The 25,204-nt window shown below is 41.4% G+C and carries 22 protein-coding genes; 21 read left to right on the plus strand and 1 reads right to left on the minus strand.

Features of this window, described 5'->3' with window-relative positions:
• The first annotated feature begins 146 nt into the window (after positions 1-146).
• The 19 genes from UQ64_RS08050 to UQ64_RS08135 all read left to right on the plus strand — a co-directional run bounded on the left by UQ64_RS08050 (position 147) and on the right by UQ64_RS08135 (position 22,701).
• Positions 147-1,685, plus strand: a complete 1,539-nt coding sequence (locus UQ64_RS08050) for a flavocytochrome c (protein WP_060622925.1) — start codon at positions 147-149, stop codon at positions 1,683-1,685.
• Between the two features lie 165 nt (positions 1,686-1,850).
• Positions 1,851-3,458 (plus strand): DcuS/MalK family sensor histidine kinase, encoded by a 1,608-nt coding sequence (dcuS, locus tag UQ64_RS08055; RefSeq protein ID WP_060622926.1) that lies wholly within the window; start codon positions 1,851-1,853, stop codon positions 3,456-3,458.
• The gene (locus UQ64_RS08060; protein ID WP_060622927.1) at positions 3,455-4,162 is read left to right on the plus strand and encodes a response regulator; all 708 of its coding nucleotides are present in this window, start codon (positions 3,455-3,457) and stop codon (positions 4,160-4,162) included. The genes dcuS and UQ64_RS08060 overlap by 4 nt, the downstream gene beginning before the upstream one ends.
• 179 nt (positions 4,163-4,341) lie before the next feature.
• On the plus strand, positions 4,342-5,685 hold the full coding sequence (locus tag UQ64_RS08065; RefSeq protein ID WP_060622928.1) for a 2-hydroxycarboxylate transporter family protein: 1,344 nt from the start codon (positions 4,342-4,344) through the stop codon (positions 5,683-5,685).
• A gap of 245 nt (positions 5,686-5,930) precedes the next feature.
• Positions 5,931-7,115, plus strand: coding sequence for an NAD(P)-dependent malic enzyme (locus UQ64_RS08070; protein WP_156417503.1), 1,185 nt, complete (start codon positions 5,931-5,933; stop codon positions 7,113-7,115).
• Between the two features lie 209 nt (positions 7,116-7,324).
• Positions 7,325-7,465: a hypothetical protein gene (locus UQ64_RS30720; protein ID WP_156417489.1), complete on the plus strand. Its 141-nt coding sequence runs from the start codon at positions 7,325-7,327 to the stop codon at positions 7,463-7,465.
• 288 nt (positions 7,466-7,753) lie between these two features.
• Positions 7,754-8,308 (plus strand): MarR family winged helix-turn-helix transcriptional regulator, encoded by a 555-nt coding sequence (locus UQ64_RS08075; protein ID WP_060622930.1) that lies wholly within the window; start codon positions 7,754-7,756, stop codon positions 8,306-8,308.
• 109 nt (positions 8,309-8,417) lie between these two features.
• Positions 8,418-10,226 carry an ABC transporter ATP-binding protein gene (locus UQ64_RS08080; protein ID WP_060622931.1) on the plus strand — a complete coding sequence of 603 codons (1,809 nt, stop codon included), beginning with the start codon at positions 8,418-8,420 and terminating at the stop codon, positions 10,224-10,226.
• Between the two features lie 12 nt (positions 10,227-10,238).
• Positions 10,239-11,447 carry an MFS transporter gene (locus tag UQ64_RS08085; protein WP_060622932.1) on the plus strand — a complete coding sequence of 403 codons (1,209 nt, stop codon included), beginning with the start codon at positions 10,239-10,241 and terminating at the stop codon, positions 11,445-11,447.
• Between the two features lie 438 nt (positions 11,448-11,885).
• On the plus strand, positions 11,886-12,410 hold the full coding sequence (locus tag UQ64_RS08090; RefSeq protein ID WP_060622933.1) for a GNAT family N-acetyltransferase: 525 nt from the start codon (positions 11,886-11,888) through the stop codon (positions 12,408-12,410).
• A gap of 224 nt (positions 12,411-12,634) precedes the next feature.
• Positions 12,635-13,210, plus strand: coding sequence for a hypothetical protein (locus tag UQ64_RS08095; RefSeq protein ID WP_060622934.1), 576 nt, complete (start codon positions 12,635-12,637; stop codon positions 13,208-13,210).
• 475 nt (positions 13,211-13,685) lie between these two features.
• Complete coding sequence (locus UQ64_RS08100) at positions 13,686-14,141, plus strand: hypothetical protein (protein ID WP_245237888.1); 456 nt, start codon at positions 13,686-13,688, stop codon at positions 14,139-14,141.
• Between the two features lie 285 nt (positions 14,142-14,426).
• Positions 14,427-15,257, plus strand: a complete 831-nt coding sequence (locus UQ64_RS08105; RefSeq protein ID WP_060622936.1) for a hypothetical protein — start codon at positions 14,427-14,429, stop codon at positions 15,255-15,257.
• A 43-nt stretch (positions 15,258-15,300) separates the two neighbouring features.
• Positions 15,301-15,831 carry an SMI1/KNR4 family protein gene (locus UQ64_RS08110; RefSeq protein WP_060622937.1) on the plus strand — a complete coding sequence of 177 codons (531 nt, stop codon included), beginning with the start codon at positions 15,301-15,303 and terminating at the stop codon, positions 15,829-15,831.
• Positions 15,832-16,139: 308 nt separating this feature from the next.
• Positions 16,140-16,739, plus strand: a complete 600-nt coding sequence (locus UQ64_RS08115; RefSeq protein WP_060622938.1) for a short chain dehydrogenase — start codon at positions 16,140-16,142, stop codon at positions 16,737-16,739.
• Positions 16,740-17,253: 514 nt separating this feature from the next.
• Positions 17,254-17,964 carry a response regulator transcription factor gene (locus tag UQ64_RS08120; RefSeq protein ID WP_060622939.1) on the plus strand — a complete coding sequence of 237 codons (711 nt, stop codon included), beginning with the start codon at positions 17,254-17,256 and terminating at the stop codon, positions 17,962-17,964.
• 21 nt (positions 17,965-17,985) lie between these two features.
• Positions 17,986-19,416 carry a sensor histidine kinase gene (locus UQ64_RS08125; RefSeq protein WP_060622940.1) on the plus strand — a complete coding sequence of 477 codons (1,431 nt, stop codon included), beginning with the start codon at positions 17,986-17,988 and terminating at the stop codon, positions 19,414-19,416.
• Between the two features lie 96 nt (positions 19,417-19,512).
• Positions 19,513-20,271, plus strand: coding sequence for an ABC transporter ATP-binding protein (locus UQ64_RS08130; protein ID WP_060622941.1), 759 nt, complete (start codon positions 19,513-19,515; stop codon positions 20,269-20,271).
• A gap of 6 nt (positions 20,272-20,277) precedes the next feature.
• The gene (locus tag UQ64_RS08135; protein ID WP_060622942.1) at positions 20,278-22,701 is read left to right on the plus strand and encodes an ABC transporter permease; all 2,424 of its coding nucleotides are present in this window, start codon (positions 20,278-20,280) and stop codon (positions 22,699-22,701) included.
• Positions 22,702-22,865: 164 nt separating this feature from the next.
• Here the strand turns inward: UQ64_RS08135 and UQ64_RS31580 are convergent, their stop codons facing one another.
• The gene (locus tag UQ64_RS31580) at positions 22,866-23,189 is read right to left on the minus strand and encodes a hypothetical protein (protein WP_209445734.1); all 324 of its coding nucleotides are present in this window, start codon (positions 23,187-23,189) and stop codon (positions 22,866-22,868) included.
• A gap of 673 nt (positions 23,190-23,862) precedes the next feature.
• Here UQ64_RS31580 and UQ64_RS08145 point away from each other — a divergent pair.
• Entirely contained in the window at positions 23,863-24,468 is a 606-nt protein-coding gene (locus UQ64_RS08145; protein WP_081388925.1) for a YkoP family protein, read from the plus strand.
• Between the two features lie 30 nt (positions 24,469-24,498).
• A complete protein-coding gene (locus UQ64_RS08150) occupies positions 24,499-25,197 on the plus strand; it encodes a polysaccharide deacetylase family protein (RefSeq protein WP_209445735.1) in 699 nt (232 codons plus the stop codon).
• Positions 25,198-25,204 lie beyond the last annotated feature (7 nt).

The following is a 25,204-nucleotide window of genomic DNA, read 5'->3' on the forward strand; positions in this document are numbered from 1 at the left end:
CATGCCCCCAACCTGTGGTCTTTCACACACATTGCAGTGGTTATTTTAGTTACAAAACGTTTTTTTTAGTTACATAAACTTTCAAGGGTAGCGCCTTTGCCGTTAAGCTGATTGTAAAAATATTCACAAGGGGGCAAAGCTATAACATGAATAAAAAAGTAACCACTGCTCTTATTCTCGTTCTCTCAGTCATGCTTGTTATCACAGGATGCGGCAATAGCAACAGCAGCAACGGAAACGGGAACAAGAACAAGAACACCAGCAAGAACAACGAGACAAAGGAAACTGAAGCCGTTTCGGGAGCATCCAAAGCTAGCTATACACCGTACGATCAACTAAAAGAAAAATATGACATCATCATTGTCGGTGCAGGCGGTGCCGGTATGTCTGCTGCACTTGAGGCGAGAGCAAAAGGCATGAACCCGGTTATTTTTGAAAAAATGCCGGTTGCCGGCGGAAATACAACAAAATCATCTTCGGGAATGAATGCTTCTGAAACGAAATTCCAAAAAGAGCAAGGCATTGAAGACAGCAATGATCTGTTTTATGAAGAGACCTTAAAAGGCGGTCATGATACGAACGACAAAGAGATGCTTCGTTTCTTCGTAGACAATTCCGCAAGTGCGATTGATTGGCTGGATTCTATCGGGATTAGATTGAACAATATCACGATTACAGGCGGGATGAACGAAAAACGCACACACCGTCCTGAAGATGGCTCTGCAGTAGGACAATACCTTGTCAAAGGTTTGGTGAAAAACGTACAAGAACAAGGCATTCCCCTTTTTGTGAACGCCGATGTCAAGGAAATTACCGAAAAAGACGGCAAGGTCAATGGCGTCAAAGTCATCTTTGACCAAACAGAGGAGAAAACGATTACAGCGGCCGCTGTCGTGGTGACAACCGGCGGTTTTGGCGCCAATATAGACATGATTTCAGAAGTTAGACCTGATTTGGAGGGGTACGTTACCACAAACCAGGTGGGCAGCACCGGTGACGGTATTAGGATGATTGAGAAGCTCGGCGGTACCACCGTCGATATGGATCAAATCCAAGTTCACCCGACTGTGCAGCAGGAAAAATCCTATCTCATTGGAGAGGCTGTTCGCGGGGAAGGAGCGATCCTGGTTTCAAGTGAAGGCAAACGTTTCACAAACGAACTGGATACCCGGGATAATGTCACCGCTGCAATCAATAAACTTCCTGAGAAATCTGCGTTTCTTGTATTTGATTCCGGCGTAAAATCCCGCGCTAAAGCGATTGAACAATATGAAAAAATGGGCTTTGTTATCCAAGGAGATTCGATCGAGGCTTTGGCAACAGAAATGGATGTCCCGGCAGATCAGTTGAAAACGGCACTGGACACCTGGAACAGCGCGGTGACGAATAAACAGGATGCCGAATTCGGCAGAACAACCGGAATGGACAATGACTTGTCCGGCGCGCCATTTTATGCAATTAAAATCGGCCCGGGGATTCACTACACGATGGGTGGCGTGAAAATCAACACCAACACAGAAGTTTTAAATAAAGACGGAGAACCGATACCAGGCCTTTTTGCTGCAGGTGAAGTTACCGGAGGCTTGCATGGTCAAAACCGGATCGGCGGTAACTCTGTTGCGGAAATCATTATTTTCGGCCGCCAAACGGGTATGAAATCGGCTGAATTCGTAAAAGCTCAATAAGATATCCCCCCTGCCTCTTTTCTGCTAGGCAAACAAACGCTTGGGCTCATCTTAGCCATGCGTTTGTTGTTTTATTATAACGTTATAGCGAATAAGGTAATTGGCATCATAGCCATCCTTGTGAGTATACGGTAGAATGAATAAAAATTCCCGGAGGGACAGCTGATGAAAATTGGCAAACATACACTTCGGCTGCAAACTACAATTACTTTGATGATTGGTGCAGTTCTTATCATAATGCTGCTAGTGGTCTATGTGCTATTTAGTATAAAGGTTTCCTCACAAACAAAATCCTCGTTGGAACAAAAGGCTGTGATCATTTCCCGTACTTTATCGCGTAACCCTCTAATTATTGAAGCGTTAAACAAATCACGCAGCTCGTCTGAATTGCAAAGCTACACTGAGGAAATCCGATTGTTGAACGATGTGGAATTTGTTGTGGTCATGGATATGAATGCGATCCGATATTCCCATCCGGACAAGGACAAAATTGGCAAGCATTTTATCGGTGGCGATGAAGCCGCAGTCTTGCAGGGACGGGAAAGCATCTCGGAAGCCGAGGGTTCTTTGGGCCCATCTGTAAGAGCGTTTTCACCTGTCTTCTCTGCAAGCGGGAAACAATTAGGAGCGGTGGCAGTAGGGATATCACTGGGAAACATCAGACTTGCCATAAGAGAGAACGTGGGAATCCTATATTGGGGATTGCTTATAGGCAGTCTAATAGGGGCTGTGGGAGCATTTCTGCTGGCACGTGTTATCAAAAAAATGATGTTTGGCATGGAACCGGCCGCTATTGCTAAGCTTTTGGAAGAGCGCAACTCCATGCTACAGTCAGTTAGGGAGGGAGTCATTGCCGTTGATAAAGAGTCACGTATTACTTTGATTAATACAGAAGCCAGGCGATTGCTTGCAGCCATTGGCATGCAGGATGATCCCTTGAACCAGTCGGTGGAGAGCTTTTGGCCATCACTGCGGATGAATACAGTGCTCAAAACCGGTGAAGCCAGCCAGGACTTGGAGGTGGAGCATAGCGGTGTTACGTTACTGGCAAACGTGGTTCCCATTCATGTAAAGGGAGCTGTAGAAGGTGCAATTGCCACATTCCGTGATAAGACGGAGATCAGTATACTTATGGAAAGGTTATCTGGCATCTCCTTATATGCCGAGGCATTGCGTGCCCAGGCGCATGAGTTTATGAACAAGCTGCATGTAATATTAGGATTAACACATATGAAAAGGTATGATCGGTTGGAGGAGTATATAACAAGTACTGTCACAACAACACAGGCAGAGATGGGAACGGTGGTGAGACAAGTGAAGGACCCTGTGATGGCCGGATTTCTATTGGGTAAGCTGAGCCGGGCCAGAGAAGCCGGAATTCGGTTGGTGCTTCTGGAGGATGGGGTTCTGCCGGAACCTAGCGATCCGGAGCGGTCCTGCCAACTCATTACGATAGTCGGTAATCTTTTGGATAACGCTATGGAAGTACCGGAAGGTAGGGGCAGCAAATATATTCATTTCAGCTTTCAATATCAGGATAAGACGCTGATAGTTACGGTTAGCGATAATGGAAGCGGTATCCCAGATGAGAAATTGCCGTATATTTTTCAACAGGGGTATTCGACAAAAGGAAATGATCGAGGCATCGGCTTGTATCTGGTTGAGCGGAGCCTTAAAGCGATGGGAGGCACGATTGTTTGTGAAACGGGAAAGGGAGAAGGGACCCGATTTACGGTTAGTTTACCCTATCGAGCAAAGAGTGATGGTCAATGATTAGTGTACTGATTGTAGAAGATGATCCGATGGTAGCCGAGATGAATAAATTCTATCTGGAGCAAGTGGAAGGTTTTCAGTGTAAAGGCTGGGCCAAATCAGTGGATGAAGCACTGATCAAATTGGCAGACGAGTCCTTCGAGCTGATTCTGCTGGATATTTACATGAAAGAGAGCAATGGATTGGAACTGCTGTCCGCTCTCCGTCGAGGCAGCATACGAATAGATGTGATTATCATTTCAGCTGCGAGCGATAAGGACAGTATCCGAGACGCGCTTCAGAACGGTGCAGTCGATTATCTCATCAAACCGTTTGAGTTCGAACGCTTTCTCGCAGCCCTTTCCGCCTACAAGGAGCAGCATTTTCTGTTCCGCAGTCAGGATTCCCTGGATCAGTCTGAATTGGATAAGCTAACCGGGTATAGGAAAGAGTCCTTAGCCGTTCAGGATTTATCCAAAGGCTTTACCCGGCACACACTGCGGACTGTCTGGAAAGCAGTGGAGACCCATAATGCAAATTCCTTTAGCACTGAAGAGATTGCAGTTAGTTCCGGAATCTCGCGGGTTTCGGTCGGAAAATATCTTGCCGTCCTGGCGGATATGGGAGCGCTGGACAGTGAATTGACCTATGGCACCGTAGGAAGGCCTGTACAGCGATATCGTATGTCTTCGCGTGGCAGTTCTGTGATTTCTAAATTTATATAACCTTTTGGAGTGGGCCGCCGGTTACGTGTTTTCTACGGAACCGGCGGTTTTTGATTACCTTTTTTTGATAGCGCTTACTTTAATAATTTTCATAATTCAATCAATATTTACGTAAAAACAAAAGCGCTTTCATTTCCGCTACTATAAGGCTATAAAAGAGTTTAGGAGGTAATGAAAAAATGCAAAATGCTATTCCATCACCTGTTTCCAAAGGAAACGAAGGTCCCCTGCCAGAAAAGGCTGCCTTCATTCAAAAATGTAAGCAATTTAAGGTGGGTGTCCTTCCACTCCCTGTGTATCTAGCTCTGGCAGCGGTCATTCTTCTCGCAAGTGTGGCCGGGAAGCTACCTAATGACATGATTGGAGGGTTCGCTGTCATTATGGTTCTGGGTATTCTGCTGAGTGATATCGGAATGAAGCTTCCCTTGTTGAAAAATATAGGCGGCCCCGCTATCATGGCCCTTATGATCCCATCTCTGCTGATTTACTTGAATTTGTTCAACTCTACCGTGACAGACGCTGTCACCACATTGATGAAAGAGGCCAACTTCCTGTACTTGTACATCTCCATCCTGGTGAGTGGCAGTATGCTCGGCATGCACCGCAAAACACTGGTAGCGGGTATTACGCGGATCTTCATCCCGCTGATCGTCGGGACGATTGCCGCGGTTCTGGGCGGACTACTGGTAGGAACGCTCACAGGTTATAGCATGTATCATACTTTCTTCTTTATTATCGTACCGATCCTTGGCGGTGGAATCGGTGAAGGCATTCTTCCTCTCTCCATTGCTTACTCAAGCATTCTGGGTGGACACGAAGCCGGGTATTACGTATCGCAGATGATCCCGTCGGCAATTATCGGCAACGTATTCGCCATTATTGTGGCGGGCTTCCTGAAACGTCTGGGCGAGAAAAAGCCTCATCTAAGCGGTAACGGCACACTAGTCAAATCCGGTGACGATCTACAGCATGACAATCCGGATAACAAACCCAAAGATTTCATGATGATGGGTGCGGGACTTCTGATCGCATGCAGTTTCTTCATTGTTGGGGCCTTGCTTGCAGATTATGTGGGGATACCCGGACCGATTGTCATGATTCTGATGGCCGTTCTGATCAAATGTGTCAAGGCGCTTCCCGAAAGATTCGAAAATGGGGCTTACCAGTTGTATAAGTTCGTCGCTGGTAACCTGACATGGCCGCTCATGGTAGGTTTGGGCATGCTGTACGTTCCTCTGAAGGATGTAGCTGCCATCATCTCTGTACCTTATGTGCTGACCTGCCTCGCCATCGTCTTCAGCATGGTGGTTTCCGGCTATTTTGTGGGAAGAAAAATCAATATGTACCCTGTCGATGCGGCAATTGTAACCGTCTGCCATAGCGGCTTGGGTGGAACCGGAGATGTAGCCATTCTCTCTGCCTCCAACCGTATGCAGCTCATGCCTTTTGCCCAGATTTCCACCCGGATCGGCGGCGTCAGCACCGTTATTGTGGCAACTATTCTATTGCGGTTTTGGAGCTGATTAGGATGTCAAGCATCGATCTGAAGCAGTTTAGCCTGACGATCCGTGTGCAATACCCACATGAAAGCACCTATCTAGGTGATATGGTGCAGGTGATCGAGTGCTACGGCGGTGAGATTTCGGTTGTTGAGCATGTTGTCGAAACTGCAGAACATATCACGAAAGATATCGTATTCAAGCTAGACGATAGTACGGCCAGAAAGCTTATAGAGAAAAACACACTGCAATTAACAGGAGGAACAGTAATGAAAATAATGGATGAAGTAATGAAGATGCATGTTGGCGGCAAGCTGGAGACCGGCTTGAAGAACCCTATTCGAAGCATGGAGGATTTATCCAAGGTATATACTCCCGGAGTAGCCAAAGTGTGCCAGGCTATCGCCGCTGACCAAGATAAAGCATACGAATATACGATTAAGAAAAATTCGGTGGCTGTCGTTAGTGACGGAACGGCTGTACTCGGACTTGGCGATATCGGTCCCAAAGCAGCCATGCCGGTCATGGAAGGCAAAGCAGTGTTGTTCAAACAGTTTGCCGATGTGGACGCTTTCCCAATCTGCCTGGATACAAAAGATACCGAGGAGATTATCGCGATTGTCAAAGCAATCGCCCCTACCTTCGGAGGCATTAATCTCGAAGATATTTCTTCGCCGCGTTGCTTTGAAATTGAAGCGAGACTTAAGCAGGAGCTGGATATTCCAGTCTTCCACGACGATCAGCATGGAACGGCGATTGTGGTACTGGCTGGAATTTTGAATGCGTTAAGAGTATGCCGCAAGGACATTAAGAATGTGAAGATAGTAGTGAACGGTATTGGAGCCGCCGGTATCGCCGTATCCAAGATGCTCCTCCATGCCGGTGCTGTAAATTTGATCGGTGTGGACCGCCAGGGTGCAATTAACCGTGCTGTCCATTACGACAAACCGCATTGGAGCGAGTTCGCACTAATTACGAATCCTCATCTGGAGATGGGTTCCTTGTCTGAAGTTATTCAGGGTGCCGATGTATTTATCGGACTATCCGCTCCCGGTGCCTTAAAGCTAGGTGATGTAAAAAGAATGGCTGCTGATCCGATTGTATTTGCCATGGCCAATCCTACACCGGAGATTGATCCTGAAATTGCCGGGCCTTACGTCAAGGTTATGGCGACCGGGCGCTCCGATTTTCCTAACCAGATCAATAATGTTCTCTGTTTTCCCGGTATTTTTCGTGGAGCCCTTGACTGTGGTGCCACTGAAATAAATGAAGATATGAAACTGGCTGCTGCCGAGGCGATATCTTCGGTGATTGACGTCAGTGATCTTCATGAAACTTATATTATGCCGAATGCGTTTGATCCACGGGTAGTGGAGCGTATCCGGGAAGCGGTTATCCGTGCGGCGCTCAAGAGCGGTGTGGCAAGAATAGGCGCGTTAATGGAAACCAATTAAGCTGGATATACATTCAAATAGAGCTAAATAGATATACAGAGATAAATAGAGACAATACGTTCCGGTTCGGACTGATGTCGGCGATAAAAAGGAGGGCATGAAGAAGTGGCCTCTGGTGAAAAGATAGAGTCATGGAAGGAAATAAAATTGTATATTGTCAAAATAATAATTTATAACATATAAATGAGCTACTACTTCGAAGAAAAGAATTGAAAAATCAAAAAAAATATTTGCTAAGTATTGGGGCTGATATCGGTACAGGTGATACAACATCATTAATGGATTATTCAGAAGAAGAAGAAGTAAGAATTATTGAAGAAGAAATAAATAAAATAGTAAATGTTCGTTAGCATTTCAAAGACGACCTGACCCTCATATAACATTATATTCACGCGTTGGGCATACGCTCTCGATCCGGCAGAGGGATTTCGGGGAAGTAGGAGTATCCGGACACATCCGATCCAGATTATTCAAGAATTAGTTTTTCGGAATTCTGTACATTTCTCGAATACATGATGTTAGGTAACTCTGCCTCTAGGGTTACCTTTGTTTCTTAATATGGTTTGCAAAAATAAAAGAAATCAGTTATATTCAATGTAATTAGATAATCTAACTATAGGAGTAAGGAGGTATACAAATTGAAAAGAAAGCCTGCCAAGGAATATACGACCGAGCAACAATTACCGAAACTTGGAACATCACCTTATTTGAAGTTGATGGAGCGTACAGCCTCATCCGATACCAATCTAAATTCAGCGCATCTGGGACTAATTATGCTCTGGCTGGGAGATAACATTTTAGACATGGTGGATATTGATTTAGCTGCTTTTGACATCACGGAGAGCAAGCTGGATCTATTACTCCTATTATCCCTTCACGCAGATCAGGAGTTGGTTACACCTTCATCCATAGCAGACCGATTGGGGATTCGCCGATCGTCCGTAACGGCCTTGTTAATATGGCTGGAGAAAAAAAATCTGATTGTTCGTGAACCGTATGCCAAGGATGGCCGCATGACTCACGTTCGTATTAGCGCTGAAGGCAGTACGCTTGTGAATCAAATATTGCCTACGTTCTGGTCTACTTGCGCATCCCTTGTTGATGAATTAGATAAAGAGGAGCAAGCGGTGTTCCAAAAAGTGTTGGTTAAACTAAATGCAAGCTTAGAAAAACGACTTGGATCGGGGAGATAATTTTTTTTGGTCATATAGTTAGATAATCTAATTACATGAAATCAGAGATGGATATAATCTGATTTGATAACCGTGATGGACATTACAACATGAAGGTATGTGATGCATAATGAAACAAACTCGGCAATCCGGGGACCAGCAGCAGAGTCGTGAACAGCATTTTATATCGCTGCGCATGATGTTTAAGGAGATGTTCTTGCACACAAGGACACAATGGGTCTTGCTTATGCTTGGTGCCGTCACAGTGATAGCCATTTCCATTCTTGAATTTATGATCCCTCAGTTAACTAAAGAGATCATAGACCAGATTATCCCTGAAAAGAGGTATAACGCGCTACTAGAAACCGGAGGTCTTATACTGCTAGCTGCATTGCTGCTAGGGATATTTAACTTCAGTAGCAGTTATGTAATGACAATTGTTAGTCAGAAGGCAATTCTCCAGTTGCGAAACAAATTGCACAAACACACATTAAGTTTGGATTTGAAATTTTTTGACCGTAATCGGACCGGGGATCTTATGGCAAGGTTAACGAGTGATGTAAATCAACTACAGGAACTGGTTTCGGCCGATAGCCTGTCCCTCATAGCGGATGTCATAACCTTCGCTGCGATCGTGGGGTACTTATTATATACGGACTGGCAACTAGCATTAATTACACTAATTACCTTGCCTTTCCTATTTATAACCTCACGATATTTCAGCCAACGCATTAAGAGTGCCTACAGAGCGGTACGTCACATATCAGCTCAGATAAACAACTCACTTCAAGATACGTTGTCAGGCATACGGATGATCAAGTCTTTTGCAAGTGAAGATGCGGAAGCTAAACAGTTCGAGGCATTGAGCGAACAACATCGGATCGCCACAGTCTCTGCTTCACGGTTGTCGGCGACTTTCTCTCCAATTATCGATTGGCTGAATTATGTAGGTATGACGTCGGTGCTCCTGTTCGGAGCGTGGGAGGTAATGCATGGGAACATGTCCGTTGGTGATATCGTAGCTTACTTAGCTTACTTGCGTTTGTTGCAAGCGCCCATCCGCTCCTTTAGCAGAATGATTACCAAAGTGCAGCAATCGGCAGCAGCATTCGAGCGCATTCAAGAAGTCTTAGCAACCGTTCCAGAGGTTTACGATAAGGAAGGAGCGATTGTTCTACCGCCAGTAAAAGGACAAATTGTGTTTGATGATGTTGAGTTTGCTTATGAAGAAGGACATCCCATTCTACAAAACTTCCAATTGCGGCTTCCATGTAACCAAACTACGGCTTTGGTTGGTTCGTCAGGATCTGGAAAGTCAACGATTGCTTATTTGATTGCCCGTTTGTACGACGTTCAGCGAGGGGACATTTTTATTGACAGTTATCCGTTAACGGAAGTGACGGTGAAGTCGCTTCGTCAGCAGATGGGGATCGTATCTCAGGACGTAATCCTCCTCAATGGCACAATACGTGAGAATATTGCGTACGGTAGACCTCAGGCCACAGATGATGAGATTATAGCGGCCGCCCATGCCGCAAACGCCCATGAGTTTATTTCAGCTTTTCCAATGGGCTATGATACACCCATCGGCGAAAGAGGGGTCAAGCTTTCCGGAGGACAAAAGCAAAGATTATCAATAGCCAGAGCTTTCTTGACCAATCCTCGCATTCTTATTTTGGACGAAGCTACGGCTGCTCTGGATACCGAATCTGAACAACGTATTCAGCATGCGTTATCTGAGCTTCTTCCAGGTCGTACTTGTCTGGTTATCGCCCATCGTCTTTCAACGATCCAAAATGCCGATCAAATTGTTGTATTGGAGCATGGAGAGATTGTGGAGCTGGGAAATCATGAAAACCTGCTCCGCCGGAATGGGCGATACAAGGAACTATACGAAATGCAATTTCCAACGAAATCTAACTTCGAACAAATTTTATAATTGAGGTGTAATATGAACAATCCAATCAATGCTACGGATGCAACTAGAAATTATCCACTTATGACCATCATTCTTTGCTGGACCGGCCTTGTTGTCATGTCCAGTTTATACGTAACGATTCCGCTAATTACATTGTTTTCACAGCTTTTTGAAATTTCCACAACGAATGCTGCCGCTGCGGGAAGTGCTTTTTCGATAGGCTTTGCCATTGGTTGTTTAATCTATGGCGCGCTGTCTGATAAATACGGACGGAAGACTGTTATATTTGCAGGGCTTCTTTTCCTGGCATTGATCTCATTAATTCTGGGAACCGTTCACAGCTTTGCATGGATTTTGGTTTTAAGAGGACTACAGGGAGCAGCAGCAGCAACCTTCTCTCCAGTAGCGCTTGCCTATGCGGTGGAGATGTATCCAGCGGAAAAACGGGTAACTACCATTGGTTTTATCAGTACAGGATTTCTGATTGCAGGTATTGTTGGTCAAGTGGTTAGTAGTATGCTCAGTGAGCATTATGGCTGGAACGCTATTTTTTATATTCTTGCCGTTGTTTATGCGGTGACCGCCATATTAGTGTTCTTCTTCCTTCCAAAAGGAGGTATCCAGCAGGCACACGCCAATATCTGGGAGCCGATTAAGCAAATTGGCAAAGTGTTTGTACAAAAACAATTGGTGTTATGTTATCTGGTGGCATTCGTTCTGCTTATGTCTTTTGTAAGCATGTATACAGTACTGGGTAACTATCTAAGCTCAGCTCCATATGAGCTAAGCAAGCAAGAAATTCTTTCTGTCCGTTTTATCGGCATATTAGGCATGCTCGTTTCTCCATTCGCGGGAAGAATATCCAAGCGTGTCGGCGTAGGTATAACGCTTCGCGGTGGATTGTTGCTAGCGATTATTGGTTTGGCGTCTATGGGGATGATTTCTAATCTGCCACTTCTTATTGTGATGAGCATCCTTTTTGTGGGGGGGATCGCACTAGCCGTTCCTTCACTTGTTTCGCTTGTTGGGCAATTGGGCGGTAAGATGCGCGGGATAGCTGTATCCGTATATACTTTTATATTGTTTACCGGCACAAGCTTTGGTCCGATTATCTCGCTTCAATTGATGAATCATGCAAGTTATTTAATTACGTTTCTTCTATTGGCATGTATTCTGTGCATTGGATTGCTAGCAGCATGTCTTATTCATCATGAGGAGGCAGGGGAGTTAAAGAGCCAGTAAATTTGTGATCAATAAACAAAAAACGATGAAATGACATCATAACGATTGTTTACTCTTAAGTCACGTGGGACCCGCAATGTAGTCTGGAGAAGCTCATGTCCAAATAGACATGGGTTTTTCTTTTTATTGTAGAGTATATCTATTGGGTATAGCTATTTATTGACCCACACGTACCTCTCATTGATGAGATGTTCCCGTAAATCAATTTTAAAATGCTTTCGCCATTGAATTGGCGGAGGCTTTTTGTTTGAAAGTAAAAGATTATCGTTCGTCATATTTTTCCATTTCATTGTATAATAAGAGCATAGTCTATAGGTACAATTTGATTCTCGGTAGTTCGTTTAATCGATTGTACTGCTTATATTTACGAACTTCGTGAATATTACGTTATGCGCAATACCCTAAGGTCACAAAAACCGTCAGAGGACGTGGAAACATATGGAAAATTTAAGATTAGTAAAGCCTCAAATAGAGCTTAAAAATGAGTATTTATCATTTTATCAAGAGTGGAAAGAATCTGGTGAGGATATGGTTCCTTGGGTCATAAGTATGGATCCAAGTGATTATCACGGGATGTTGAAGTCACTGTCTAATAATGAGGAGGCTGTTGGTTTACCTGAAGGTTGGGTCTCAGATTCAACGTTTTGGTTGGTCGATAAACATAATAGAGTATTAGGTGCGGTTAATATTAGACATCAATTAACCGAACATTTGTATAATGCTGGTGGGCATATAGGTTATGGTATCCGACCGTCAGAGAGATTAAAAGGCTACGCGACAAAACTATTGGAAATATCCTTGGTTGAGGCCAAGAAACTGGGAATAAAAGATGTATTAGTTGTCTGTGATGCTTGTAATGTAGGATCGGAAAGTACCATTATTAAGAACGGTGGGAAGTCCGATACAGATTACATAGAAGAAGATGGAAACGTAGTTAAGAGATATTGGATTAAGAATACTTGAAATTAATACGAAGAAGAGGGTACAACGCATAACAACGTATCTACGCTGCTGGCCGTTCGGCCCTTGGTCTGCAAGAGGCGTTTCGAAGAAGCGACACAGCAGACAACCCTGCGAGGCTAAGTCTGTTGGACCCGGTCGCTGACGCTTCCTTAAGCCTCTCGGGTTCGTAGATACAAGAACGTTAGATGAAATCAACCAACTACAAATATTAAGGAGATTAGGAAATGGAAGATAACAGTTTGGATTGTGGTTTAACAATAAGTAATATGTCCCATGAATTATTCAATGATGCTTTATATTATAAAGAACAATCTGAAAGTTTCACGGATTTCTTTATTCAATGGAGATATAAGAGATCAGCTATTATAAGTTTCTGTGCCTCAGCAGAAGCATGGATGAGTTCTTTAATCAAATGTAATTTAAAGGATAAAACTATAAGTTCAAGAGAGCAAGAAGTATTAGACTTTATTAATGATCATAATGCAAATATGCCAATTGGGTATAGCAATGTAAGACGAAAACTTTATAATTTTATCCCAGCAGCAATAACTGGTTCTACAATAAATTGGACTACTGACCCTAATGAGATTTTCGAAAGATATATAGATCTGAGTAACATGCGAAATAATATAGTTCACTATGCTACAAGAAATGGCAGTGTAATAAGAAGTAATGAATTTTCAGAGTTGCTAGATCAAGCAGCACAGATTGTTGAAGATCTCTTTAATGAGTATGATATTTTGGGGAGCAAGGTCAAAACTCCATCTTGGTTCAAAGAACGTAATTCTAAAGAAATTTAAGAACAGGTTGGAATATTCAAAGAAGGGCAGACATCATCTAACATAATATTCAAGCATCGGCTCCGTTGGAGCCTGGGTCTGCTGGAAGGATTTCGATGAGGCAATTCAGCAGACACACCCAGCATACGCTGAGGTCGTGAATACAGGAACGTTATCGGAAAGATAAGGCAAAGACCAACACGTTCTGAGCGGATTTTGAAAGAATTATAATAAAAGAATATGCCATATAATATCTGTAAAATGTAGCTAAACTGGAATTTTTGGGGGGATTAAAATAGAAGAATTAAAACCAAACGAAAAAGAGAAAGAAGTATTATCATTATTTTATAATAGATTCTATGATTTATATGAAGAAGTTGTAAATGATGATTTTATTAATAAGGATGCTAAAATAAGATTTTGTAAACTAAGAGAATCATTTTCGATATATAAAGAATTATTGAGTTATGAGCCGATTAAAGAATATATTAATTGGATGAAAAAAGGTGGACGACCTCATTTTGAAGGGATAATTGCGGATGATTTGTTTAGTTTTATAAGAAATTTATTATTACATTTTCCTATTTTTGATACATGGGATGAAGTTTATATAAATAAAAACTTAGCCACGTGGAGTAAAGTGGGACAAATAGATAAATTTCTAACTAAAGGTATTGAAGGGAAATTTGATGGTAAAGGTACGGTGAAATATAGGATATGGGAAGAAAAAAAGAAAAAAATGACATATTTTTGTATTGATTTTCCCGAGAAATATGATAATACAAATATTTACTTAAAGGATATAATATCTGAAGAAGTTGGAATGAAATTTTGTATGGCATTAATGAGAGCGATATTAGATACTCAGGTAGAGGATTCAGAAGTACCAGATATAAAAATAATGTCTCAAGTATATTTACCAATAAAACAAATAGTATTTGAAACTGCATAAATTCCAATATATCAGTGAGATTATGAGTGCAATGGGTATTTTGAAAAATGATAATTCAAGCTCGTATTATCCATGTTATGCAAATAGATTATAGGTATGTAGATAGGCGAACTTTAAGACTCTAACGTATAGTCCTACTCAAACTTGGGGGCCTCATCCATCCGATAACAATGCACGTTAAAAATTTAGTGATAAAAGACTGATTACATCAAAGTCGGGTAAATAATCAATACAATCCCGTCAAGGGATTAATACTACGTTAGTGTTTGGAGGTTTTCCAGAGGAATGAATATAACTACACAATTAATTAGACCTTTCCCTTCTTATGAAGAAGTATTTTATGAAGATCTTGAAAATCACCGAAAGCATTTTTTACCTATTTGTTCAATCAATCTGCAATGTATCTATCCTGATCAGGATGAGTGGTTACATATTGTATCTGTAAAAGAAATACATGAAGGGTGCGTAGGAGAGAATACTCAGCAATTCCATACATTATTTACTAAAGAAGATATGGTAGGCTTTAATGTTATTGATGGAAAATACAAATTTGAGGCAGACTGGAATTACTTTATCCTCAATCAAAAACAGCAGTTGGAAGAGACCCGTGAGAATTTGAAAGCTGACGGAGACAAAAAGCATTTGAGAATGCTAAGGGATTTAGCGGAATTGAATGACTTGGAGAAAGCCTATTTATTGAATGAAAAGGATTATCAAATCCGAAAGGAATTCTTTCATCAAAATAACATGATCTATCCTTATTCCAGTTTTGGTAAAGATTTAGTATCAACAGAAGCATTATATCGTGATTTTGAAGAAAAACAGTCTAGTGGTTGGGGACTTGAGTTTCCTGAAGTAAATGGTATTTTAGATGATGTAGCGTTCATGTCTGATAAGGCTCAGGAGTTTATGAAGGAAGAGGATGAGTCCGTAGAAGACATGCTCAAGTTCGAACAGACAAATCTCAGCAATGTTCCTAAAAATATGAATGGCGAAGTGTTTACATATGTTGGCTCATTGACTGGTTATTATTTTCAAGCGTATGGAGCCGATTGTGCGTATTTATTTTATGACAAGGATTTAGGAAAAGCTGTAATGTGTTTTGAATATACTTGATTCGAGATTTAGAAAAAAACAGATATTCATGGGAGACTTTATAATGTGGGTTAATGTCTTTGAAGATGTGTTCGAAAAAAATCAAGGAGCAGGCCATGATGAAGTAACGGATTTTCTAAAGACGTGGAATGTCCAATTGTCTGAGCTAGAGATTCAGGAAATGAAGAACAGACAGGTACAATATAATCAATACATAACATTTGATCCATCTCTCTGGGATTTTCCACAGAGGCAGCTTCCTTGTAGTTATATTGAATTCATACAATACTCAAATGGTGGAGAATTTCAAACGGGAGATCGATATTTTCAATATTTTAGTATAAAAGAGTTTAGAGAGTATAATCTAGCATATGAATTTCCTGAGTATATGCAGCTTGCTGTTTCCTTTGGTATGGATGGTTGTGGTAATCATTATATTTTTGATATGAGAGAAGATATGAAAAACAACGAATATCCAATCCTTGTAGCTCATTCAGGATATTTAGACTACGAAGGCAGTGTAAAAGTAGCTGATTCTTTTTTGGAACTCTGTAAGGGTAGAACGTCAATGGATGATGAAATGGATAAATGTTGAACCATATTTCCTAAGCCTCAGTCCGGAGCAAATTGTAGGGATAGAGATTACAGCGGAGTCGTTTATATAGGAACAGATCGTAACTTGGGAAAGGCAAAGCCCTTAAATGGACTAACTATTCATTTCAGAGAGTGCAGTGGATGAGTGATGAAGTATTGTTTTGCTTGTGGAACGTGTTACAAAGCAGTTATATCGTGAGCAAGCTGCAGCCTACTAGATTGGAAGTTTGTCATGAAAGCTCTAAGCAAACTTCTTGATATAATAGCAGTCACATAAATCTATACATGCTGTATAGGGAGGGTTTTAAAATGAGAATTCTTATAATAGGCGCAACGGGTACAATTGGAAGTGCTGTTCGTAGTGAATTGGCATCGCGGCATGAAATTATTTCGGCTGGACGAAATGGAGCGGATATTTCTGTTGACATTACATCCTCCGAAAGCATCACAATAATGTATCAGGCAGTAGGCAAAGTGGATGCAGTTATTAGTACAACAGGGAGTGCCTACTTTGGCTCTCTTCTTGAACTGACTCCAGAAAACAATGAAATTGCTATTCAAAGCAAGTTAAAAGGACAAATAAATCTCGTCTTACTTGGACTTAATCATGTGAATGATCAAGGTAGCTTTACTTTGACAACAGGGATTATTATGGATGATCCAATAGTGGGTGGGGTATCATCCGCGATGGCTGGTGGAGCTATTAGAGGTTTCGTTCAGTCGGCGGCAATTGAGATGCCTCGTGGGATACGTATAAACAATGTGAGCCCTAATGTTTTAGTGGAATCAATGAAAAAGTATGGTCCATATTTTCCTGGCTTTGAGCCTGTGCCTGCCAGCAGGGTAGCACAAGCTTTCCGAAAAAGCGTCGAAGGTGCTCAAACAGGGCAAACTTATACGGTTTATTGAGAGGTTCAGCAAGATTTTTATCCTTTTGGTGTTTAGCCATTTTACTTCGTTGCACAGTTGAACTAACGGATAACAATAGTGGAGGAGCTTGCTACGCGGCAGCTCCTCTTTTGTTTCTTGAAATAAAGAACAGAGCCTAATTTTCGTATGTTCTTTAAAAAAATTATCTTTTTGCATGAACGAATAGCCCCGGTAGTCAGTTTCTAGGAGAGATAACTATACGGACAAGAAAATTAAGCGGTATAAGCATTCGTGACAAAAACGCAATATTCCCTGAAACACCGAAAGTATCAGAATTAGTTACAGCCTATCATACAAGTATTGAATCTTGTTTGATGAATTGGTTGCGAATGGCTACATTCAACGGCTGCTTAATAGGATCGTAAGGGGAGTGAGCTAGAGAGGTAAACGTTCATTGAATTCGATATTGAGCATTTCCAAAGGAAAATAGGCTTTTATGGAGAATATACAAAGGGTTAAATGCTCAATTAACTATAGCTCAGGAGAATAACTAATGAATACACACAAGAAAATTCTTATTATTGAAGATGAACAAGATATTGCTCGAATAATTAGAGATTATATTAACAAGAACGGATATGAGGCTATCATTGCTAACAATGGTAAAGATGCATTACATTTAATTGAATTATTGAATCCAGAGTTCATTATTCTGGATATTATGCTACCTGACATTGACGGTATTGAGCTCTGTCGCCAAATTCGTGAAAGAAACAATACTCCTATACTTATTTTAAGCGCAAGAGGTAGCGACACGGATAAGGTTCTCGGGCTTGGATTTGGTGCGGATGATTATATGACGAAGCCCTTCTCATTAACCGAGTTATTGGCAAGAATCAAATCCAATTTACGTAGAGTTGAGATGATAAGTATACCGACGAACCTACCGGACAATGAAGATATTCTACATATTGGAAATATCACCATTGATAAAAAGGGTTATAAAGTAACGAAGGAAAACAAGGAAGTTTCACTATCCGCAAAAGAACTTGAGCTGTTATTCTTTCTATCCAAGCATAGAAACCAAGTATTCTCAAAAAGCCAGCTATTAGATGCTGTATGGGGCTACACTGCATATGGAGATGAAAGTACGATAACCGTGTATATTCGAAGAATACGAGAGAAGCTGGAGGATGATCCATCAAACCCCTTGTATATTAGAACAGTCTGGGGGATTGGTTATAAATTCAGCTTCGATGAATGATAAGTAAGATTGGAGAACCATATGTATTTAAGTGATTGGGTTAGAAAATGGTTTAAAGTCGTTCTTGTTTGTCTACTCATCATATTCGGATGTGGGGCAGGTTTGCTCTGGGACAACTACAGAAGTGAGCGCGAGGCTGATTCTCGGTATGTAATTAATCAAGTACGGCTCCAAGTGAGCGAGATGATGCTGTATCTAGAGCAATATAATCAGAAGCTTTATGATGATCCTATGTTAAAAGACACCCTCCAAGCCATGTCTCAAGATCACCAAGTAAGCTTAATATATGTGCAACTGGATGGCCGTGTTATGTTCAATTCTTCACCGAACAACACCCTTCAACAAATAGATCTAAAAGCTTCACTGCATTATGATTTATATCATGCAAGAGTAGAGAAGAATACCTATAGCATCGCTTTTCCAGTGGTGGATGAGGTAACCCAAGTTCAAGTTGGAAATGCGATATTTGCAATGCCTGCAAGTACGGTCTTTGTTGAGGAATCTCACACTATACCCCTGTTGCTATTTATAATGATCACTTCGTTGCTACTCATCTTATGCATGCTGATGTTTCTTCTTAGGAACAAAGTCAAAAGAGATATCATCCAGCCCATTCATCACTTAAAGGAATACTCAGAAGCTATTCTGAAAGGGAACTATGAGCAAAAATCCACATACAAAATCATGGATGAGATCGGCGAGGTCTATGCGACGTTTGATCAAATGAGAATGGAAATTATGTACCTTAGCCTTCGAAGAGATGAACAAGAGAAAGCACAGAAGGAACTCATCTCCAATATTTCTCACGAAATCAAGACACCTCTGACAACGTTAAAGGCTTACATTGAAGCCATACGTGAGGGGGTGTGTCCTGATATGCCAGCGGTTATGGAATATGTTGAAGTCATGCATAACAATACGGATACAATGACGAGATTGATAGAAGATCTGCTGCAGCATGCATTAAAAGAATTAGGACAGATCTCAGTGACGCTTACCGAGCAGTACAGTAGGGACATGTTGTTTAGGATTCTACAACCAATCGGGCATTATGTTCGTACAACAGGAGTTACTTTCATAGAGCCGCAGGACATTCCTAATGTGTTGATTCAAGTGGATGCCAATCGGTTGGAACAGGTCATTTCTAATCTCATTACAAACGCGTTGAAACATACATCTGCGGGTGATTCTATTCGTGTGAATATAGAGCTTACGCTGGGACAATTAAAAATAACGATAGCAGATACAGGGAAGGGAATTATTCCACAAGATATGCCTTTTGTTTTTGATCGGTATTTTAAAGGGAAGTTGAACTCTAATCCTAAAAATGAGGGGTCTGGCTTAGGACTCTCGATTTGTAAACATATTATTGAAGCGCACCATGGGTCCATTTCTTTCAAAAGTGTACAGGGTCAAGGAACGGTATTTCATTGCTTGATTCCGTTAGGTTAGGTTGTGGCTGTAATATTTCATTAATATTTAGATAAGAGTCTATACATAAGTGCCCTTTACAATGAGAATATGACATAATTTCAGGAGGGCTTTCAATTGGTTAAGAAAGTAATCATTCAAGCTACGAATCTTTGCAAAACCTATTCCACGGGCAGCGAACAATTTCATGCGATCAGAAATTTAGATTTAGAAGTTTATGAAGGGGATTTCACAGTTATCATGGGGAATTCAGGCTCGGGTAAGTCTACGCTACTGTATCTTCTTAGTGGGCTTGATTCCGTTACGGTAGGCGAGGTTTATTTTAAAGAACAATGTATCGACAGCTATAAGGAGAAGCAACTAGCAGATTTTAGGGCAACTAGAATCGGATATATTTATCAAAGTATTAATCTGGTGCCTGACCTTACCTTATATGAGAATATCGCATTGCCTGGGTACATTGCCGGACACTCCAAGAAGAAGGTGAAGAGCATAGCGTTCTCACTTATGAAAGCAATGGAAATTGAGGGTCAGCAGCATCGACTACCCTCCCAGACCTCAGGTGGTCAGCAACAAAGAGCGGCGATTGCCAGAGCATTGATCAATACTCCAGATGTAATATTTGCGGACGAGCCAACCGGAAGTTTAAATTATGACCATGGTGTGGCGGTCCTAGATATTCTAACGGATATGAATCGTAAAGGGCAGTCCGTGGTCATGGTAACCCATGATATTAAAGCGGCTTGCAGAGCTGACCGTCTTATCTTGATAAAAGATGGAAAAATCGCGGACGTGCTGGAGTTTGATAAGTTTGACAATACCCAACTCCATGACAGAGAAGCGATCATTTTCTCTTGCGTCTCAGGAAAGGGGTAAGCGCTTATGTATGCAGTCTACTCTCTTTGTTTAGCTAATTTAAGAAAAAAGAAAGTACACAATGGCCTGATTGGCATACTCATCCTCTTATCGACATTACTCCTTGCTACATCGGTTACGGTTATATTGAATACAAATAATTTATTTACGGATATGCACAATAAAACACATGGCTCTCATGAGATGTTGACGTTAGGCGATGAGCTACATGACCCGCAAAAGGTACATCAATGGTGGAATGAACAAGAAGGGGTTACATCGTCAGAATTGATCCCGTTTAGAACCTTATCCGGAATGACCAATCAGGGGAAAGAGCCTTCTACAGCACTTTCAAGCCTAACTTTATATATGATGGATACGCCTGTGCGTCCTTATGCGGTAGATGAGCTTATATTTGCACAAGGAGATGAGAGATTAAAGCCAGAGAAAGGGACGATATGGCTTCCTACGTCCATTGCCTATTTATACGATATTTCAGCAGGGGATACACTTGGATTTACAACAGGTGAGAAGAATTTTGAATTGAAAGTATCAGCCGTCATTGTGGATATGCCTTACGGAGCCCCCTTTCCGACATCTGTACGCATATGGATGAATCAGCAGGACTATAATGAGCAATTTGATGCCATGCAGGGTAAAGATCAGTACATGATGGGACTTAGATTTGATGATTATAGTCAGAGCATAAGTTATTGGGAACAATTTGAACAAGACATGGGTATGCCTTATCTTGATTCAAAAAGAACTTTTGAGGGAATGTCTTCTTTTTATCTGATTATGAATAAAATGATTGGTTTTATTATGATCTTTCTAGGTTTCGTGATGATGCTTGTGGCTTTATTTACGATTGGATTTACGATATCAGACGACATCATATCCAATTATAAAACGATTGGTGTAATCAAAGCATTGGGGTTATCCGCAAGGAGGTTAATAGGGGTCTATTTAACGCAATATGCAATGATTGCTATGGTCGCGATTATCCCTGGATTAATTGCTAGTCAATGGGTATCGAGCTTTATCGTAGAAAGTGCACTTTCATCCCTGAAGACCGGAATCATGGAGATCAATCTGGAAGGGAATCTTATAGCCGTAGCTGTCGGAATCTTTGTACTTATCCTTGTCATATTGTGTGTGTTGTTCTATTCCAACAAAGCTCGGCGTGTACAGCCTATGCAAGCCATCCGATATGGGATGTCCGAAAGTGCTAATAGCACAATGACCAAACGATTCGCTGCTAAAGAAAATCATAGCATTTCTTTCGGTAGATCACCGCTACTTGTCGTTATTGGGTTAAGAAATATGTTAAAGAATAGGAAGGCTTCCCTTCTAATGATGCTTCTAACCACCATTATGTCAGCAGTGCTTGTGCTGGGGTTTGTCCTATTAAACAGTATCAGTTCTATTAAGCAGACAGCACCATTATGGGGGTATGATTCATCCGATATTGCACTACAGATTAATAATAAATCAGCCTTTTCTCGAGAGGAGTTTGATAAAGCGATATTGTCTGATCCCAGGATAAAAAATATAGGGTGGGCTGGATTTGTAAATGGTGTTGTTTCCTCGGAAAGGAACCTTAATACTGAACATTCAATGGTCCAACCCATGAACTTTCAGATAGATATTTTAGATGGAACATATGATGAGTTAGGATATACCACATTAAGAGGAGAGAACCCTCGCCATAAAAATGAAATCGCGATTGGAATCAATGTAGCTAAACAACTGAACAAAGATGTAGGAGATATTGTAGAGGTGTATCTCGAAGGATATAAGCATATGCTTACGGTTACTGGAATCTATCAGTCCATAGCTAATATGTCCTACTCAGCAAGAATTGCAGTGGATGTGATCAAAGTGAATCAAACTGATTATAACGGTTTTATTATAGCTAATATTAATTTGAAAAATAATCGAGATGCTGATCATGTAGTAAATGAAATAAATGTGAAATATAAAGACTCTGCATCAGCAGTTGCTCAGCAAACCTTATTAGATGCTACAATTAAACAAGCTGTTGCATCTTTAATTCTGCCCATGAGTATCATGGGATTGTTATTCACTGGAGTTACAATCATCATCATATACAGTACTAGTCGGATTAACATCAGAAAAGAGAGCAAAACCTATGGCATATATAAATCCATAGGACTAACTTCAACTAAAATTAGATTGTCTCTCACGCTGGGGACCTTAGTTCTTTCTACGATCGGAGCCGTCATAGGTATATTGGTGGGAGTGTATCTTCTGCCTAAGATTCTAGGAAGTATTCTCTCGGATTATGGCATAGCTGAATTACCTTTAGTACTGAATTGGGGAGGGATCATTGCCTTTGCCTGTGTGGCTATGATTTCAGCAGGGCTTGGTTCTTGGGCTTCCTCAAGAGTGATCGCGAAAGCTTCCCCACAAATTCTTGTGATTGAGTAAACATTATTTTTCTATAGTACTCCATCTGAGATATGGAGTTCCTGATGAATATACTCACTTCCCTTGCTAGTTACTGGCCAGCGTCTGAAGACGCTGGCTTTTTATTGAATATGGATTTAGTCTAATATCGCTTGATAAGTGTATAGGCTAGCGGAGTTCATACACTAACGAGAAGAAGTTGGATCAACGGTGATCGCCTTATTTAAAGGTTTATAGAATGGAATAAAAAGGAGCGGACTTCTAATGCTCAAGAATAACATCAACGGTACTTCTTTATTATTGTATAATAATACCATGTGTATAATGTTTTGATCTTTGGGGAGTTGAGTAGCTGTTATGTTGCGAAAATTACTAATTGTTTTGATATTGAATGTAATTAGCATTTTAGCTGTAGACAGGATGACTTTTAAGTATAGTTCTGGCGGGAGTATTTCAGGGAATGGAAATCCAGGTTTTATCGCATTGGCTGTAGGATTATTTTTGTTCATTATTTTATTATTCTATGTAGGTGTATTAATTAGGGGGTTCATTAGTAAGAGCAGAAGCAAATTCGTTAATATCACACTCCCATTAACCTCCATACTTATTTTAGGAATAATGATCATGGGAGAATTATCTAAAATTCGTTCGTTGTCTAAAAATCTCAATGGATTTACTAACAATAAAGACTCGGTAGTGTATCGTTTCGGTTGGATTAACCAATATACAAATAACCTGTTTTTTAATGGATACATTCTTTTCGCCGGTGTGGCATTAACGTTTTTCATCGTTTGGGTAGTGACTAGGGGTTTCAGGTCTAAGTTATAAAATAATGTTTAAATGCCCCACGACAACTCAAAAAGTACCTAATAGAATAGTCAAGGAAAAGTTGCTTTATCTATTGCATATCCTCATAATCCTGTGAATAGCTTTCCGTTATCAGAGAACTGGATACCAAAAATGTAGATCCTAATGAAATAGTTGTATAAAAATTTGATATACGCGCAGAGAAATTCCGGTGAATAGCGTCAAATAGAAGTAGCCGTTAAGAAAGATTTATTGGGGTCTTAAGTTCCTTGTTGCAGTCGAACAGTTCTTAAGCTTTTTGTAAGAATTGGATAAGAAAAAAGAAAGTTCCGTTATGTACAATGTATGAAATGAGAGACTATAACCGTATTAAGGATGGTGAATGAGTTGGGCTTCAAAATACGTAAAACTACGGTGCAGTCCGTCTGGATGATGTGGGAAAAAGCTTTTGCGTTGCTATCACATTTTCGCGGATCGCATAAGTCGCGTTTTGGTATATGTACCGTGATGCTAAAAAAGCATCGGGGACAGCCTATTGTATGCCAGGACGCCACGGTCATCAATCAGGGAGAGTGGGTGGGAGAACTCCACCTTGACAATGAAAGAATCCTGAAGTTGATCCGGTCCGAAGGATCGGATCGTGCCGCACTCCAAACGGCTCGCATGCTGCGTAAATCAATGCAGCAAATCAATGAAGCCTTCGAATCGCAGTCTGAGTTCAGGCAGGTCAAGGCTTTATTGGGGATTACATTGCTCCATCGGGGATTAACACACGGTCTTGGTTTTGAACAACAAAATATAAAGTCCGGCGTTTTTGAACGCATCACCACCATCTATCTTCGATTACTGCTGTCTGCCATGCACCCGGAAGGGAGACAAAGAATCAATCGGCGAACAGAGCAACTGGTCCCGATGTTACTGATTCATTCACGTGCCTCACTGAAGAACCGGTTCTCACCCGGACAGAACTACTCTGGATAGGTCTTACGCTTGTTATATGGAGGTGTAATCATGCTTACATATCTGATAGGAGGAATACTATGTGCCGCCGCTCTTTACATGTTTATTCCGAGCTTGATTACACGAGTGAGCGGATTTGGTGTCTTTCGCAAAGGAACGGTAAAAAAACAGGTGGCATTCACTTTTGATGATGGGCCACATCCGAAGTATACGCCGGAATTGCTGGATTTATTGAAGTTACATCAAGTGAAGGCTACTTTTTTCGTGCTTGGATCGCGAGCGGAGCAGTATCCAGATCTGATCAGAAGAATGGATCGGGAAGGCCATCAGATTGGCATCCATAATTATTGCCATACATCTAATTGGCTGATGCTGCCCAGTACGATTAGGCGAGAACATCTGGACCGCTCCGCTGATATTATAGAGTCTATTGTCGGAATCAGACCCAATCATTACCGTCCACCCTGGGGATTAATCAATCTATTTGATTTCTTTCGGCACAAGCAGTATCGAATTGTTCTATGGTCACTGAAGGCGGGCGACTGGAACATCCGGGCCTGTCAAACCCGGATGCAGGCCATTCTGTTAGGAGGAATCACCGATGGCTCCGTTGTCTTACTTCACGACAGCGGTGAGACTGCGGGCGCGGACCGGCATGCTCCTCATTTTATGCTGCAAGCTTTAGAAGAAGTGCTAAACCAACTGCAGGCAAGAAACCTGCAATTTGTTCGCCTTGACGAAATGTCTTGACGTATTC

Source organism: Paenibacillus etheri (assembly GCF_001012825.1).
Classification (GTDB): Bacteria; Bacillota; Bacilli; order Paenibacillales; family Paenibacillaceae; genus Paenibacillus_AQ; species Paenibacillus_AQ etheri.

Coding starts and splice junctions, on each gene's coding strand:
- UQ64_RS08065 (WP_060622928.1), top strand. CDS start 4,342: ATGCAAAATGCTATTCCATCACCTGTTTCCAAAGGAAACGAAGGTCCC.
- UQ64_RS08085 (WP_060622932.1), top strand. CDS start 10,239: ATGAACAATCCAATCAATGCTACGGATGCAACTAGAAATTATCCACTT.
- UQ64_RS08095 (WP_060622934.1), top strand. CDS start 12,635: ATGGAAGATAACAGTTTGGATTGTGGTTTAACAATAAGTAATATGTCC.
- UQ64_RS08060 (WP_060622927.1), top strand. CDS start 3,455: ATGATTAGTGTACTGATTGTAGAAGATGATCCGATGGTAGCCGAGATG.
- UQ64_RS08150 (WP_209445735.1), top strand. CDS start 24,499: ATGCTTACATATCTGATAGGAGGAATACTATGTGCCGCCGCTCTTTAC.
- UQ64_RS08090 (WP_060622933.1), top strand. CDS start 11,886: ATGGAAAATTTAAGATTAGTAAAGCCTCAAATAGAGCTTAAAAATGAG.
- UQ64_RS08050 (WP_060622925.1), top strand. CDS start 147: ATGAATAAAAAAGTAACCACTGCTCTTATTCTCGTTCTCTCAGTCATG.
- UQ64_RS08100 (WP_245237888.1), top strand. CDS start 13,686: ATGAAAAAAGGTGGACGACCTCATTTTGAAGGGATAATTGCGGATGAT.
- UQ64_RS08110 (WP_060622937.1), top strand. CDS start 15,301: ATGTGGGTTAATGTCTTTGAAGATGTGTTCGAAAAAAATCAAGGAGCA.
- UQ64_RS08125 (WP_060622940.1), top strand. CDS start 17,986: ATGTATTTAAGTGATTGGGTTAGAAAATGGTTTAAAGTCGTTCTTGTT.
- UQ64_RS08070 (WP_156417503.1), top strand. CDS start 5,931: ATGAAAATAATGGATGAAGTAATGAAGATGCATGTTGGCGGCAAGCTG.
- UQ64_RS08080 (WP_060622931.1), top strand. CDS start 8,418: ATGAAACAAACTCGGCAATCCGGGGACCAGCAGCAGAGTCGTGAACAG.
- UQ64_RS08135 (WP_060622942.1), top strand. CDS start 20,278: ATGTATGCAGTCTACTCTCTTTGTTTAGCTAATTTAAGAAAAAAGAAA.
- UQ64_RS08105 (WP_060622936.1), top strand. CDS start 14,427: ATGAATATAACTACACAATTAATTAGACCTTTCCCTTCTTATGAAGAA.
- UQ64_RS08115 (WP_060622938.1), top strand. CDS start 16,140: ATGAGAATTCTTATAATAGGCGCAACGGGTACAATTGGAAGTGCTGTT.
- UQ64_RS08120 (WP_060622939.1), top strand. CDS start 17,254: ATGAATACACACAAGAAAATTCTTATTATTGAAGATGAACAAGATATT.
- UQ64_RS31580 (WP_209445734.1), bottom strand. CDS start 23,189: ATGAACAAAAATAATCCTACAGCCAATGCGATAAAACCTGGATTTCCA.
- dcuS (WP_060622926.1), top strand. CDS start 1,851: ATGAAAATTGGCAAACATACACTTCGGCTGCAAACTACAATTACTTTG.
- UQ64_RS08145 (WP_081388925.1), top strand. CDS start 23,863: ATGGTGAATGAGTTGGGCTTCAAAATACGTAAAACTACGGTGCAGTCC.